The 13,457-nt window shown below is 73.7% G+C and carries 14 protein-coding genes; 9 read left to right on the plus strand and 5 right to left on the minus strand.

What is annotated here, in order from left to right; all coding sequences use genetic code 11:
- Positions 1–53: 53 nt before the first annotated feature.
- Positions 54–491: a nitroreductase family deazaflavin-dependent oxidoreductase gene (locus ACIQVI_RS06350; protein WP_403591727.1), complete on the minus strand. Its 438-nt coding sequence runs from the start codon at positions 489–491 to the stop codon at positions 54–56.
- A 191-nt stretch (positions 492–682) separates the two neighbouring features.
- On the opposite strand from ACIQVI_RS06350, the gene ACIQVI_RS06355 reads away from it, so the two are divergent.
- Together ACIQVI_RS06355 and ACIQVI_RS06360 are read left to right on the plus strand one after the other, a co-directional pair.
- Positions 683–1,453: an alpha/beta fold hydrolase gene (locus ACIQVI_RS06355; protein ID WP_403591730.1), complete on the plus strand. Its 771-nt coding sequence runs from the start codon at positions 683–685 to the stop codon at positions 1,451–1,453.
- Positions 1,454–1,816: 363 nt separating this feature from the next.
- Complete coding sequence (locus ACIQVI_RS06360; RefSeq protein ID WP_351974277.1) at positions 1,817–3,040, plus strand: S8 family peptidase; 1,224 nt, start codon at positions 1,817–1,819, stop codon at positions 3,038–3,040.
- Positions 3,041–3,212: 172 nt separating this feature from the next.
- On the opposite strand, the gene ACIQVI_RS06365 is transcribed toward ACIQVI_RS06360, so the two are convergent.
- Positions 3,213–3,674, minus strand: a complete 462-nt coding sequence (locus ACIQVI_RS06365) for an Lrp/AsnC family transcriptional regulator (protein WP_403591733.1) — start codon at positions 3,672–3,674, stop codon at positions 3,213–3,215.
- A gap of 94 nt (positions 3,675–3,768) precedes the next feature.
- Here ACIQVI_RS06365 and ACIQVI_RS06370 point away from each other — a divergent pair, with 94 nt between their 5' ends.
- From ACIQVI_RS06370 to ACIQVI_RS06380, 3 genes are read left to right on the plus strand one after another with little or no spacing between them, the layout of a single operon-like run.
- Positions 3,769–4,674 carry a TIGR03619 family F420-dependent LLM class oxidoreductase gene (locus ACIQVI_RS06370; protein WP_403591736.1) on the plus strand — a complete coding sequence of 302 codons (906 nt, stop codon included), beginning with the start codon at positions 3,769–3,771 and terminating at the stop codon, positions 4,672–4,674.
- Complete coding sequence (locus ACIQVI_RS06375) at positions 4,671–5,099, plus strand: nucleoside deaminase (RefSeq protein WP_121828561.1); 429 nt, start codon at positions 4,671–4,673, stop codon at positions 5,097–5,099. Before ACIQVI_RS06370 ends, ACIQVI_RS06375 begins: the two co-directional genes overlap by 4 nt.
- 51 nt (positions 5,100–5,150) lie before the next feature.
- Positions 5,151–5,684, plus strand: coding sequence for a GNAT family N-acetyltransferase (locus tag ACIQVI_RS06380; protein ID WP_351974276.1), 534 nt, complete (start codon positions 5,151–5,153; stop codon positions 5,682–5,684).
- Between the two features lie 55 nt (positions 5,685–5,739).
- On the opposite strand, the gene ACIQVI_RS06385 is transcribed toward ACIQVI_RS06380, so the two are convergent.
- Positions 5,740–7,047 carry a serine hydrolase domain-containing protein gene (locus ACIQVI_RS06385; RefSeq protein WP_351974296.1) on the minus strand — a complete coding sequence of 436 codons (1,308 nt, stop codon included), beginning with the start codon at positions 7,045–7,047 and terminating at the stop codon, positions 5,740–5,742.
- Between the two features lie 271 nt (positions 7,048–7,318).
- Here ACIQVI_RS06385 and ACIQVI_RS06390 point away from each other — a divergent pair, with 271 nt between their 5' ends.
- The 3 genes from ACIQVI_RS06390 (at position 7,319) to ACIQVI_RS06400 (ending at position 10,618) form a co-directional block, all read left to right on the plus strand.
- Positions 7,319–8,275, plus strand: coding sequence for a GlxA family transcriptional regulator (locus tag ACIQVI_RS06390; RefSeq protein ID WP_403591741.1), 957 nt, complete (start codon positions 7,319–7,321; stop codon positions 8,273–8,275).
- A 152-nt stretch (positions 8,276–8,427) separates the two neighbouring features.
- Positions 8,428–9,423 (plus strand): type I glyceraldehyde-3-phosphate dehydrogenase, encoded by a 996-nt coding sequence (gap, locus tag ACIQVI_RS06395; RefSeq protein WP_403591744.1) that lies wholly within the window; start codon positions 8,428–8,430, stop codon positions 9,421–9,423.
- 250 nt (positions 9,424–9,673) lie between these two features.
- Positions 9,674–10,618 carry an arsenic resistance protein gene (locus ACIQVI_RS06400; RefSeq protein WP_403591747.1) on the plus strand — a complete coding sequence of 315 codons (945 nt, stop codon included), beginning with the start codon at positions 9,674–9,676 and terminating at the stop codon, positions 10,616–10,618.
- Positions 10,619–10,663: 45 nt separating this feature from the next.
- On the opposite strand, the gene ACIQVI_RS06405 is transcribed toward ACIQVI_RS06400, so the two are convergent.
- Positions 10,664–10,828, minus strand: a complete 165-nt coding sequence (locus tag ACIQVI_RS06405; RefSeq protein ID WP_163013740.1) for a hypothetical protein — start codon at positions 10,826–10,828, stop codon at positions 10,664–10,666.
- Between the two features lie 148 nt (positions 10,829–10,976).
- Complete coding sequence (locus tag ACIQVI_RS06410; RefSeq protein WP_403591750.1) at positions 10,977–11,708, minus strand: TetR/AcrR family transcriptional regulator; 732 nt, start codon at positions 11,706–11,708, stop codon at positions 10,977–10,979.
- Positions 11,709–11,891: 183 nt separating this feature from the next.
- Here ACIQVI_RS06410 and ACIQVI_RS06415 point away from each other — a divergent pair, with 183 nt between their 5' ends.
- Positions 11,892–13,406, plus strand: coding sequence for a flavin-containing monooxygenase (locus ACIQVI_RS06415; protein WP_403591753.1), 1,515 nt, complete (start codon positions 11,892–11,894; stop codon positions 13,404–13,406).
- Positions 13,407–13,457: the final 51 nt, after the last annotated feature.

Here is a 13,457-nt window from a genome sequence, read left to right on the forward strand (position 1 = left end):
ACGCGGGAGGGCCCGGGCCGGCACCGGCCCGGGCCCTCCCGCCGACCGGCCGGTCAGCCGGTGCGCTCCACCACGAACACGGGGATCTCCCGGTCCGTCTTGCGCTGGTAGTCGGCGTAGTCGGGGAAGGCGGCGACGGCCCGGTCCCACCACTCCCGGCGCTCCTCGCCGGTGACGACACGCGCCTCCATGTCCCACACCTCGGTGCCGTCGCGCAGCTCGACCTGCGGCGAGGCGACGAGGTTGTGGTACCAGACGGGGTGCTTCACGGCCCCGCCGTTCGACGCCACCAGCGCGTACGCCCCGTCGTGCTCGACCCGCATCAGCGGGGTCTTGCGGAGCTTGCCGCTCTTCGCGCCCCGGTTGGTCACCAGGACCACGGGCATCCCGCGCATGGTGGTGCCCTTCGTGCCCCCGGAGGACTCGTAGAGCTCGACCTGGTTCCGTACCCACGCCTCCGGGCTGGGCTCGTACTCACCTTCGAGGGGCATGTGTGTCCTTTCGGATGGCGTCCGGCGGCGCCGGCGCGGCGCCGCGCCCGACGCTATCCGACCGTCCCCGCGCGCGGCGGCAGGCCGCTCCGGCGGGCGTTGTCGGTACCGGCTCGTAGGGTGGCGCCCGACGACAGCACGACGGCGGCTGCGACAGCGGTACGACGGCGGCACGGCAAGGGGAGAGCGGTATGCGGGAGTTGTTCCTGACGGGGGAGCGGGCGTACGTCCGGTGGATCGACCTGCCGGGCGAAGGGCCCGTACGGGTCTTCGTCCACGGCCTCGGATGCACGGCCGCCTCGGACTTCGCCCACATCGCCACCCATCCCGCGCTCGGCGGCGGCCGGGCGCTCCTGGTGGACCTCCTCGGCCACGGACTGAGCGACCGGCCCGCGGACTTCGACTACCGGATGGAGTCCCAGGCGGCCGTGGTGGCCGCCGTCCTCGACCACCTCGGCGTGACGGGGGTGGACCTCGTCGGGCACTCGATGGGCGGCGCCGTGGCGATCCACCTGGCGGCGGCCCGCTCCGACCTGGTCGCCCGGCTCGTGGTGGCGGAGCCCAACCTGTACGCGGGCGGGGGCGCGTTCAGCTCGCCGGTGGCCGCCCAGAGCGAGGAGGCGTTCGTGACGAGGGGGTTCTCCCGGATGCTCGCCCTCGCCGGCCGCGCCGACTACGCCGCCCGGCTGCGCCTCGCCGACCCGCTGGCCGTCCACCGCAGCGCGGTGGCGCTCGTCGAGGGGAGCACGCCCGCCCCGGGGGACCTGCTGGCCGGGCTCGCGGCGCCCCGCACGTTCCTCGTCGGGGAGGCGAGTCTGCCGGACGCGGCCGCGGAGTGGGCCGCCTCGTTCGGCGTCCCGGTGATCGAGGTGCCCGGCGCGGGACACAACCTGATGCTGGACAACCCGGACGGCTTCGCCACGGCGCTCGCCCGCTCCCTGACGGACACTCCGGAGGGCTAGGCGGGTCGGGTCGGGTCGGCCGGATTGGGCGGGCGGGGCCGGACGGATCGGGTCGGGTCGGGTCGGCGGACGAGTAGGCGAGCGGTCGGGCGGTCGGGCGGTCGGGCGGGTCAGGATTCCGGCCACCCGCGCGCCTGATCAGGCCACCTCAGAGGGGTTCCGAGGGGGTTCGATTGCGGGCATGTGGCGGATGCATGACAAGCCGTCAACTTCCTTGAGTCACGTCCGTGGAGCCGCCAGGCTGCTGATCACGCCGAGACCGGACACACCGGTTCCCGGCCGTGTACGTGGTCCCACGTGCATCCCCCACAGTCGTGCCGCCCCACCCCCGGGCACGACGCCGACGAGGAGGACTCCCTCGCAATGGCACTCCCGAAGAGCACCAAGACCCGCTTCGCCGTGACGGCCTCCGCCGCGACCGTGGCCGCCCTGCTCGGCACCTTCGCCGCCGTCCCGGCCCAGGCCGCCCCGGCCGCCCCGGCCGAGGGCACCGTCCTCGCGGCGGGTTCGGCCGACGCCGTCCCCGGCAGCTACATCGTCACCCTGAAGCAGGGCGCGGGCTTCAAGGCCGGCTCGGACAAGGGCCGGAAGCTGATATCCGCCTACGGCGGCACCGTCCGCAAGACGTTCGGCTCCGCCCTCAACGGCTACACGGCCACCCTCGACGCGACGGCGGCCCGCCGCCTCGCCGCCGACCCGTCCGTCGCCTCCGTCGAGCAGAACCAGGTGGTCCGCTCCGACGCGACGCAGAACAACGCCCCTTGGGGTCTGGACCGCATCGACCAGGCGAACCTGCCGCTCTCCGGCACCTACACCTACCCCGACAGCGCGGGCGCCGGCGTCACGGCCTACGTCATCGACACCGGGGTCCGCATCAGCCACTCCGAGCTCGCCGGGCGCGCCGTGAACGGCTACGACGCGGTCGAGGGCGACACGGTCGCCCAGGACGGCAACGGGCACGGCACCCACGTCGCCACGACCGTCGCCGGAACCACCTACGGCGTGGCCAAGAAGGCGAAGGTCGTCGCCGTCCGCGTCCTCGACAACAACGGCTCCGGCACCACCGCCGGCGTCATCGCGGGCATCGACTGGGTCACGTCCCACCACACCGCCGGGGTCCCGGCCGTGGCCAACCTCTCCCTCGGCGGCGGCGCCTCCACCACCCTCGACAACGCGGTGCGGAGGTCCATCGCCGACGGCATCACCTACGCCGTCGCGGCCGGTAACTCCGGGGCCAACGCCTCCTCCTCGTCGCCCGCCCGCGTCACGGAGGCCCTCACAGTCGGCGCCACCGGCAACAACGACGCCAAGTCCAGCTGGTCCAACTACGGCTCGGTCCTCGACCTCTTCGCCCCCGGCGTGTCCATCACCGCGGGCTGGCACACCGGCGACAGCGCCACCAACACCATCTCGGGCACCTCGATGGCCGCCCCGCACGTGGCGGGCGCCGCCGCGATCTACCTCGCCGGGCACCCCTCCGCCACCCCGGCCCAGGTCGCCACGGCCCTGGTCAACGGCGCCACGCCCAACAAGGTCACCAGCCCGGGCAGCGGCTCCCCGAACCGCCTCCTGCGGATCGTCCCGTAACACCGGCTCCGCGACGCGGCCCGCGACCACGGTTCCGCGACGCGTCCCGCCGCACGGATCCGTCACACGGACCGTGACGTCGGACCGCCGCACGGAGAACCGCCCCGGAGGCAGCCGGCGCCTCCGGGGCGGTTACGCGCCCGGCACACCCGGCGCGCCCGGGACGCCTCGCTCAGCGCTCGCGGGGGCCGGGCTCGCTAGGCCCCCGGAGGGACAGCGTCCGGCTGAAGACGAGGTTCGTCGTCGTGCTGCCGAAGTCGGCCAGTGCGTCGACGAGTTCCTCCAGATGGCCCATCGACGCCGCCGCCACCTTCAGGACGTAGCAGTCGTCCCCGGTCGTCCGCAGGCACTCCAGGATCTCCGGGCGCTCCCCGAGCAGCCGCCGCAGCGGCTCGTGCCGGGTTCCCGGGTACTTCAGCCGCACCACCGCCAGCACCCCGTACCCGACCCGCTCCGGATCCACCTCCGCCCGGTATCCCGTGATCACCCCGGTCTCCTCCAGGCGCCGCACCCGCTCCTTCGTCGCGGACGCGCTCAGGTTCACCCGCCGCGCCAGCTCCGTGTAGGCGACCCGGCCGTCCCGCTGGAGCTCCGTCAGGATCGCCCAGTCCGTCGCGTCGATAGTCTCGGTCATCCGCCCAGATTACCGGCGGATCCACGGCCGAACAGCCCCTGGACGGGCGGGAATCGCTTCAATACGCCCTTCCCGCCGGGCTAGCCTGTGCCGCGTGGAAATCGGAGTCAACGTCCTCAACTTCGGCCCCGGAGCCGACCCGGAAACGCTGCGGAACTGGGCCCTGACCGTGGAGGGCCTCGGCTTCGGTCTGCTGATGGTCTCGGACCACGTGGTCGTCACGCCCGACGTCGCCGAGCGCTACCCGGCCCCCTTCTACGAGCCCTTCACCACCCTGTCCTGGCTGGCCGGCGTCACCACCCGGGTCCGCCTCGGCACCACGGTCCTCATCGCCCCCTACCGGCACCCGCTGCTCACCGCCCGGATGGCGTCCAACCTCAACGAGCTGAGCGGCGGCCGACTGGTCCTCGGCGTGGGCGCGGGATGGGCGCGCCAGGAGTTCGCCGCCCTCGGCGTCCCCTTCGAACGGCGCGGCCGGCTGACCGACGAGCACCTGAGGACCGTACGGGAGGCCTGGGCGGACACCGCCGACCACGGCGACCGCCGGATCCCGGTCTGGATCGGCGGGCACAGCGACGCGGGCATCCGCCGCGCCGTGCTCCTCGGGGACGCCTGGCACCCGCTGCGCCGCACCCTGCCGCAGTTGAGGGAGGGCTCCGCACGGCTGGAGGAGTACGCGGAGGCGCACCGGCTCCCCGTGCCCGCCCTGGCCCCGCGGATCGCCCTGCGGCTCACGGAGGAGCCGGTCACGGGAGCCGAACGGCTCGCGGGGGAGGGCACGATCGACCAGATCGTGGACGACCTCGACCACCTGCGGCTGCTCGGCGCCGAGAGCGTCGTCCTCGACCCGTACCACGGCGACCCCCGCGAGACCGCGCGTCCGCAGGAGGCCTGGCGGGCACTCGCCGCGGTGGCCGCCCGCCTCTTCCCGGACCGCCCGGGGCCGTCCCGCCCCGCCCCGCACCCCGGCACTTCCCGCACCCGAACGGAGCCGTCATGACGACACCCGACGACCACGCCCTCCTCCGGCGGGCCATCGCCCTCGCGGCCGAGGCGCGCGAGGGCGGCGACCCGCCGTTCGGATCGCTGCTCGCCGCGCCGGACGGAACGGTCCTGGCCGAGGACCGCAACACGACCCTCACCGACCGGGACATCACCGCCCACCCGGAACTGAAGCTGGCCCGGTGGGCCGCCAGGGAACTGGACGGGCCCACGGCGGCCCGGACCACCCTCTACACCAGCTGCCAGCCGTGCGGGATGTGCGAGGCGGCCGTCCGGCGCGCGGGCCTCGGCCGCGTCGTCTTCGCCCTCTCGAACGAACAGCTCCTGGACATCCGCCCGGACGGCGGCCCGCCGCCCGTACCGCAGGACGGCCCCGCGCTGCTCGACGAGGTGAGGGCCGTGGTCGAGGGGTACTACCGCTGAACCCGGCGCCCGGTGGCGCGGGCGGTCCGCCGCGTGCGTCAGGATGGGGCCATGACCGAGATCCGCACCCCCCGCCTCCTCCTCCGCCGCTGGAGCGACGACGACCTCGTCCCGCTGTCCGAGATCAACGCCGACCCCGAGGTCATGCGCTGGATCGGCGACGGCTCGGTCCGCGACCTGGACGACACCGCCGGGGACATCGAGCGGTACGAGGAGGAGTGGGACGAGGAGGGCTTCGGCCTCTTCGCCGTGGAGCTCCTCGCCTCCGGCGAGCTGATCGGCTTCGCGGGGCTCTCCGTGCCGGAGGACCTGCCCGGGGCGGCGCACGAGATCGGGATCGGCTGGCGCCTCGGACGGCCGTTCTGGGGCCAGGGCTACGCCTCCGAGGCCGCCCACGCGGTCCTGGAGTGGGCGCTCCAGGACCGGGGGCTCGACCGGGTCGTCGCCGTCACGCACCTCTCCGACGCCGCGTCCGAGAACGTCGTCGCCAAGCTCGGCATGGAGGCCGAGCGCGAGCTGGAGCACCCGGACCTCGGCGTCCCGCTGCGCGTCCACGCCATCGACCTCACCGAGTACCAGGCGTGAACCCGAGGGGGCGTCCGGCCGGTGGAGATGCCGGACGCCCCCTCGGAGAACCGGATCAGTGCCGCTCGGGCAGGTCCCGCTCCGCCGGCAGCGACGAGAAGTCGCGCGCCGAGGGCGAGGCGGAGCGTGCGGCCGAGGCGGGCTTCTTGCCGCAGAACGCCGGTTCGAGGGTCCCGCCGAGCGCCGTGTTGACCGCGCCGCGGTTCGTGGAGTTGGCCACGGCCGAGAGGCTGCGGCGGCCGTCGCGCGTCGAGAAGGCGTACGTGTAGAAGCCCTGCACGGTGCCGGTGTGCCCGTACACCCGGGTGCCGCACGACAGGTCGTAGCGGCGCAGGCCGAGCCCGTAGAACCGGGTGTCGGTGGTGTCCGTCGGCGTCACCGTCGTCATCGCCTCCATCATCGGCGCGGACAGCAGACGGCCGCGCACGAGCGCCCTGGTGAAGGTGTTCAGATCGGCGGCGTCGGAGATGACGGCCCCGGCGGACTGCGCCCAGGACACGGTCTGCTCCGTGGAGTCCACCAGCGGCTCGCCGGCCGTGTCGGGGTACAGGTACCCGCGCACGTGCCGGCCCGCGATGGTGGTCCCGGGGTGCACGTACGAGGTGTTGCGCAGCTCCAGCGGACCGAAGATGCGGCGCTGGTACGCGTCCGCCACCGGCTTGCCCGTGAGCTTCTCGATGAGCATCCCGACCACCACGAAGTTGGCGTTCGAGTACTTGTAGGCCACGCCGGGCTCGGTGGTCCGGGGCAGCGCCAGGGAGAGGTTCACGAGCTCCTGGTAGCTGAACACCCTGTTCCGCACGGACTCGAAGCCCGGCACCGTGTTGGCGAACATCGGGTCGGTGTAGTCGGCGAGCCCGCTGCGGTGGGTGAGCAGGTGACGGACCGTGATGCGGGCGTCGGGGAGCAGACCGGGCAGGTACGTGTCGACCGGCGCGTCGAGCGTCAGCCGTCCCTCCTGCACCAGCTGGAGGAGCACGACCGTGGAGAAGGTCTTGCTGACGCTGCCGATCCGGAACCGCGACCCGATGTTCATGGGCGTGTTGTTCACCCGGTCCTGGACGCCGACCGTACGGCTCTGGACGCCGGAGGGGCCGGAGAACCGGGCCATCGCCCCCGGCGCGCCGTTGGCCAGGGCGGCGTTCAGCGCGGTGACCACGCCGTCCATGTCGGGGGCGGGGACCTTGTTCACCGCCGCCCGGACGGCGGCGGGGGTCTGCGGGAGGGCGGCGGAAGCCTGCGGGGCGGCGGCCGGAGTGCGGGGGGTGGCGGCGGACGCACCGGTGGCGGGGGCGACGCCCGCGGCGAGTGCGGCGATCAGGGTGGTGCTCACGACCAGGCGTCGGTGTGACGTCAGGGGCACGGTGAATTCCTCGACTTCATCGGGATCGTCCGGCGCGGCGCACGACAGGGGTGCGCCGCGGGGCGTGGAGGGACGGCGCCGTCACGGCGCGGCCCGGGGCCCATTGATCATGAGTGCCGACAGCCGGGAAAAAGTTCCTGACACGGGCCACGGGAAGTGGAGGACGTTATTCCGAATCGTGGGTTCCGAGGATCGGGGGCCGGTGCGGGATCCGCCACCGCGTCCGGACGCCCGCGTCCCGTGCCCGACACGCCCCGCGTACCCTCGTGACGTGCCCGTTTCCCGTCTGCATCGCGTCGCCGTCCTCGTCCTCGAAGGGGCGAAACCCCTCGACGTCGGCATCCCCGCGCAGGTGTTCACGACCCGCGCGAGTATGCCGTACGAGGTACGGGTGTGCGGCGCCGAACCCGGCGTCGTCGCCGGTGGTGACGGTCTGTCGTACCAGGTCGCCCACGGCCTGGACGCGCTCGCGTGGGCCGACGTCGTCTTCGTCCCCGGCTACCGCTTCCCCGACCGCGAGGACCCGCCGCCGGCCGTCGTCGACGCGCTGATCGCCGCCCACGACCGGGGCGCGCGGCTCGCCGCGATCTCGACGGGCGCCTTCGCCCTCGCCGCCACCGGACTCCTCGACGGCAAGCGCGCCACCACGCACTGGCACTACGCGCGGGCCCTCGCCGCCAAACGCCCCCTGGTCCGGGTCGACGAGAACGTGCTCTTCGTCGACGAGGGCAGCGTCCTGACGTCCGCCGGCGCGGCCTCGGGCATCGACCTGTGCCTGCACATCCTGCGCGGGGACCTCGGGGTGGCCGCCTCCAACCACGCCGCCCGGCGCCTGGTCGCCGCCCCGTACCGCAGCGGCGGCCAGGCGCAGTACGTACCGCGCAGCGTGCCCGAACCGCTCGGCGAGCGGTTCGCCGCCACCCGCGAGTGGGCGCTGCACCGGCTCGGCGAACCCCTCACCCTCGACGTCCTGGCCCGGCACGCGGCGGTGTCGGCGCGCACGTTCTCGCGCCGGTTCGCCGAGGACACCGGCTACACGCCCATGCAGTGGGTCATGCGGGCCCGCGTCGACATGGCCCGTGAGCTCCTGGAGCGCTCCGAACGGGGCGTCGAGCAGATCGCCGCCGACGTGGGGCTCGGCACCGGGGCCAATCTGCGGCTGCACTTCCAGCGGATCCTGGGCACCACGCCCAGCGACTACCGGCGCACGTTCGCCCAGGGCGAGTGAACCGGGGAGAGCGAACCATGGCGGGTGAACCAGGGCGAGCGAACCGGCCCCCACGGCGCTCTGGCGCGATACTTGCGGACCGTGGCGATCACGCCGCTGTCACGGGCGGTCGCCGCGCACGAGCATGGGTGGCGAACCGAAGGGACATCGCCATGACTCGTATCGCCATCAACGGATTCGGCCGCATCGGACGCAACGTGCTGCGCGCGCTGCTCGAGCGCGACAGCAGCCTCGAGATCGTCGCCGTCAACGACCTCACCGAGCCCACCGCGCTCGCCCGGCTCCTCGCCTTCGACTCGACCTCCGGCCGCCTCGGCCGTCCGGTGAGCGTGGACGGCGACACCCTGGTCGTCGACGGGCACCGCATCAAGGTGCTCGCCGAGCGCGAGCCGGCGCAGCTGCCCTGGGCCGAGCTCGGCGTCGACATCGTCCTGGAGGCCACCGGCCGCTTCACGTCGGCCAAGGCGGCCCGCGCCCACATCGACGCGGGTGCCAGGAAGGTGCTCGTCAGCGCGCCCGCCGACGGCGCCGACGTCACCCTCGCGTACGGCGTCAACACCGACGCGTACGACGCGGAGCTGCACACGATCGTCTCGAACGCCTCGTGCACGACCAACGCGCTCGCCCCCCTGGCCAAGGTCCTCGACGACCTCGCCGGCATCGAGCACGGCTTCATGACGACGGTCCACGCCTACACGCAGGAGCAGAACCTGCAGGACGGCCCGCACCGCGACCCCCGCCGCGCCCGCGCCGCCGGCGTCAACATCGTCCCGACCTCGACGGGCGCCGCCAAGGCCATCGGCCTCGTGCTGCCCAACCTGGACGGCAAGCTGTCCGGCGACTCGATCCGCGTCCCGGTCCCGGTCGGCTCGATCGTCGAGCTGAACACGACCGTCTCCCGCGACGTGACCCGCGAGGACGTCCTGGAGGCCTACCGCACCGCCGCCGAGGGCCCGCTCAAGGGCGTCCTGGAGTACTCGGAGGACGCCCTGGTCTCCTCCGACATCACGGGCAACCCGGCCTCCTCGATCTTCGACTCGGAGCTCACCCGCGTCGAGGGCCGCCACATCAAGGTCGTCGCCTGGTACGACAACGAGTGGGGCTTCTCGAACCGCGTGATCGACTCCCTCGAACTCCTCGCCGGCTGACGAGGACACCGACGGTCCACGCGGCCGCCGTCCCCGGCAAGCTGGACCTCCACGCGCCGACCCCGCACCCGCGGGGCCGGCGCGCGCCCGTTTCCGGCGCCGTCGGCTCCGGTGCCCCGGCCGCGACGCCGCGCTTCCCCGACGGCGCCGACCTGCGAGGATGGCCCCCGGGGCCGTCGGGGAGCGGCCGGAACGGTACGAGGGAGCGGTTCGGGTGTCACAGCGGGGGCCGACGGGTCCGGTCGAACGGATGGAGCACCACCAGGTCGCGGTCTACCTGGCGGCGATGGGCGCCGGAGCCCTGCTGGGGTGGGCGGCCCCCGGTCTCGGGCCGGGCCTCGCGCACGCGATCAACCCGGTCCTCGGCGCGCTGCTGTTCGTCACCTTCCTCCAGGTCCCGGCCGCCGAGCTGGCGCGCTCGCTGCGCGACGGCAGGTTCCTGTCCGCCGCCGCTGTGGTGAACTTCGCGGTGGTGCCGCTGGTGGTCGCCGCGATGTTCCCCCTGCTCCCCGACGACCGGGCGGTCCGGCTCGGCGTCCTGCTGGTGCTGCTCTGCCCGTGCGTGGACTACGTGATCGTCTTCTGCGGCCTGGCCGGCGGCTCCGCCCGCCGACTGCTCGCCGCCACCCCGGTCCTCCTCGTCGCGCAGATGGTCCTGCTGCCGGGGTTCCTGTACCTGTTCATGGGGCCGGGGCTGTCCGACGCCGTCGAGGCCGGTCCCTTCGCGGAGGCGTTCCTCTTCCTGATCGTCGTCCCCCTGCTCCTGGCGTGGGCGCTCCAGGCGTGGGCCGCGCGCCGGCCGGCCGGGCGGAGGGTCTCGGGGGCGGCGACCACCACGATGGTGCCCCTGATGGCCGCCACCCTCTTCACCGTGGTGGCCTCCCAGGTCCCCGGGATCGGCGGCAGCCTCACCGACGTCGTCGCCGTCGTCCCGTTCTACGCGCTGTTCCTGGTCGTCATGGCGTTCGCGGGGAAGGCCGTGGCCCGGCTGTTCCGCCTGGGGCCGCCCGCCGGGAGGGCGATCGTCTTCACCGGCGCGACCCGCAACTCCCTCGTGGTCCTGCCGCTGGCCCTGGCCCTGCCCGACTCCCTGGCCGTCGCCGCGGTCGTCGTGGTCACCCAGACGCTCGTCGAGGTCCTCGGCATGGTCGCCTACGTCCGGCTCGTCCCCCGACTGGTCCCCGACCCCTCCTGACCCACCGGCCGGGCGGCCTCCGCCGCCCGGCCGACCGGGCCGGTCCTACCGGTTCCTGTCGTCCGGGTCCACCGGCAGGCCCACTTCCTCGCGGTCCTCTTCCAGGCGCTCGTCGAGCTTCTTCTCGTCGGGACGCCGGGGCAGGCCGCGTCCGTGCCCGGTGTCCGGGTCGCCCTCGACCTGCTTGTTCGACTTGTGGTGGGGTGCCATCGGTCTCTCCTTGCCCTGCGGCTGCGGGACCGCGCGGCCGGCCGTCCGTCCGTCGTGCGGGCCCGGGCTCCGGCGGCGCGAGGGGTCCCTCACACTCAAACCCGGCGCCCACCACTCCGCAAACGGAGCCGCCGGGGCACGGGGCGGATCAGGGCCGGGGCCGCCCCGGCAGTTCCAGGGCCGTACCGATCGGCTGGTCCGGATCGAGGGCGAGCCCCAGCCGCCGGGTGGACTCCGAGAGGACGCCCCACAGGGCGTCGCTCAGGAAGTGGGTCAGGTCGTCGAGGGAGCTCCTCGACTCGGGACGGGCGGCCCACTGGTTGACGACGCCGTCCACCAGGCCGACCATGCCGAACGCCAGGTTGAGGGTGAAGCCCGCGGGAGCCTTCCCGCCGTCGACCAGCTGCTCGGCGTACGCGTCGAGCAGCTGGGCCAGGTGCAGGGCGATGGCGGTCCGGGTGCCCGCGACGATCCGGGAGCCGCCGGCGTGCTGTTCGGGCGAGCCGGCGCCGAGGAACTGGTGGAGCCGGGGGTGCTCCGCGACCCAGCCGACATAGGTGGCCGCGCCGAGCTCGACGGCCTCCCGGACGGTGCCCTTCGGGTCGAGGGCCGGATACAGCGCGGCCAGCAGGTCGTCGGCGATGCGCGCGCGGATCCGCTCGTCCAGGTCCTCGCGGCTGCGGAAGATCCGGTAGACCACGGAGCGGGGCATCCCCGCCTCGGCGCCGATCGCCGCCACGCTGACCGACGGGCCCTCCCGGCCGATGACGGTGAGGGCCGCGGCCAGGACCTGGTCACGGCGCTCGGCCCGGTGGCCGGACCAGCGCGTGTCCCGGCCGTCGGGGCGTCCGTCACCGCGTGCATCTCTGTCCTCCGCCACGGCGTGGATCGTACCCGGCCCCGCGACGAGGCCGCGCGCGGTCGGTCCCGGGGGTGGCGCAGGCGGTGTTACCGCCGGTACCTTGGACGCAGTGACACAGGTAAATTCCCGTCCCGGGCGACGACGCCCGGGACCGGTGCACCGGCGCGGAAGCACGCGGTCCGGCGACAGAGGGGTATCGAGATGGAGCACCAGCACGTCGATGTGCTGATCATCGGCGCGGGCCTGTCCGGCATCAGCGCCGCCTGCCACCTGGCCGACGGCAACCCCGGCACCACGTACGCGGTCGTCGAGCGGCGCGCGCGGATCGGCGGCACCTGGGACCTGTTCCGCTACCCGGGCATCCGCTCGGACTCGGACATGTACACCTTCGGCTACGGCTTCCGCGCCTGGCACGGCACCAAGATCCTCGCCGAGGGCACGGACATCCGCCGCTACGTCCAGGAGACCGCCGAGGAGCACGGCGTCACCGAGCACATCCGCTTCGGCCGCAAGGCCGTCCGCGCGGACTGGTCGAGCGACGAGGGCCGGTGGACCGTCGAGACCCTCGACGAGGCCACCGGCACGACCGAGACCTGGAAGGCCCGCTTCCTCGTGGGCGCCACCGGCTACTACGACTACGACGGCGGCCACCGGCCCGAGTTCCCCGGCGAGGAGCGCTTCGGCGGCACCCTCGTGCACCCGCAGCACTGGCCCGAGGACCTCGACCACAGCGGAAAGCGCGTGGTCGTCATCGGCAGCGGCGCCACCGCCATCACCCTGGTCCCCTCGATGGCCGACACCGCCGCGCACGTCACCATGCTCCAGCGCTCGCCCACGTACATCCTGGCGCTGCCCGCCGACGACCCCGTCTCCACCGTCCTGCGCAAGCTCCGCGTCCCCGCCGGACTCGTCCACCGCGTGGGCCGCGCCCGCAACATCGCGCTCCAGCGCGGTCTGTACGCCCTGTGCCGCAAGGCGCCGTGGCTCATGCGCAAGGTGCTGCTCGGCGCGGTGCGGGCGCGGCTCGGCAAGGGCGTCGACATGCGCCACTTCACCCCGGCGTACAAGCCCTGGGACCAGCGGCTGTGCGTGGTCCCCGGCGGCGACCTCTTCACGACCCTCAAGAGCGGCCGGGCCTCCGTGGTCACCGACCACATCGAGACGTTCACCGAGAACGGGATCAGGGTGAAGTCCGGCGAGGAGATCCCGGCCGACATCGTCATCACGGCCACCGGCCTGAAGCTCCAGCTCGCCGGCGGCATGGAGATCGCGGTCGACGACGAACCCCTCGTCACCCGCGACCACCTCCTCTACAAGGGGGTGATGGTCGACGGCGTCCCCAACCTGGCGATGATCATCGGCTACACCAACGCCTCCTGGACGCTCAAGGCCGACCTCGCCTGCGCGTACGTCAGCCGCCTCGTCGCCCACATGGACCGGCACGGCCTCACCAGCGCCACCCCCGTCGCCACCGCGTCCGACCGCTCCCCGGTCTCCGTCATGGGCGAGTCGCTCACCTCCGGCTACATCGCGCGCGGCGACGCGATCATGCCCCGCCAGGGCACCCGGGACCCCTGGCGGATCTGGAACAACTACTACCGCGACCGCCGGGCCCTGCGGAGTTCCCCCGTCGAGGACCCCGCCCTCCGCTTCGAGCGGACCGCCCCCGGCACGCGGCCCGTCACCGGCCGGCAGGACCACGCCCCGGCGGTCTGACGCCGGAACCCCCCACCCCTCCGGAGACCGATCACGAGAGAGCGAGGAAGA

The sequence above is a fragment of the Streptomyces sp. NPDC098101 genome, assembly GCF_044760185.1.
Lineage (GTDB): Bacteria > Actinomycetota > Actinomycetes > Streptomycetales > Streptomycetaceae > Streptomyces.

What these genes read in the sequence shown, in the direction of transcription:
- ACIQVI_RS06360 (WP_351974277.1), top strand. Translation starts at nt 1,817, where the DNA reads ATGGCACTCCCGAAGAGCACCAAGACCCGCTTCGCCGTGACGGCCTCC.
- ACIQVI_RS06400 (WP_403591747.1), top strand. Translation starts at nt 9,674, where the DNA reads ATGGAGCACCACCAGGTCGCGGTCTACCTGGCGGCGATGGGCGCCGGA.
- ACIQVI_RS06350 (WP_403591727.1), bottom strand. Translation starts at nt 491, where the DNA reads ATGCCCCTCGAAGGTGAGTACGAGCCCAGCCCGGAGGCGTGGGTACGG.
- ACIQVI_RS06355 (WP_403591730.1), top strand. Translation starts at nt 683, where the DNA reads ATGCGGGAGTTGTTCCTGACGGGGGAGCGGGCGTACGTCCGGTGGATC.
- ACIQVI_RS06415 (WP_403591753.1), top strand. Translation starts at nt 11,892, where the DNA reads ATGGAGCACCAGCACGTCGATGTGCTGATCATCGGCGCGGGCCTGTCC.
- ACIQVI_RS06365 (WP_403591733.1), bottom strand. Translation starts at nt 3,674, where the DNA reads ATGACCGAGACTATCGACGCGACGGACTGGGCGATCCTGACGGAGCTC.
- ACIQVI_RS06375 (WP_121828561.1), top strand. Translation starts at nt 4,671, where the DNA reads ATGACGACACCCGACGACCACGCCCTCCTCCGGCGGGCCATCGCCCTC.
- ACIQVI_RS06380 (WP_351974276.1), top strand. Translation starts at nt 5,151, where the DNA reads ATGACCGAGATCCGCACCCCCCGCCTCCTCCTCCGCCGCTGGAGCGAC.
- ACIQVI_RS06405 (WP_163013740.1), bottom strand. Translation starts at nt 10,828, where the DNA reads ATGGCACCCCACCACAAGTCGAACAAGCAGGTCGAGGGCGACCCGGAC.
- gap (WP_403591744.1), top strand. Translation starts at nt 8,428, where the DNA reads ATGACTCGTATCGCCATCAACGGATTCGGCCGCATCGGACGCAACGTG.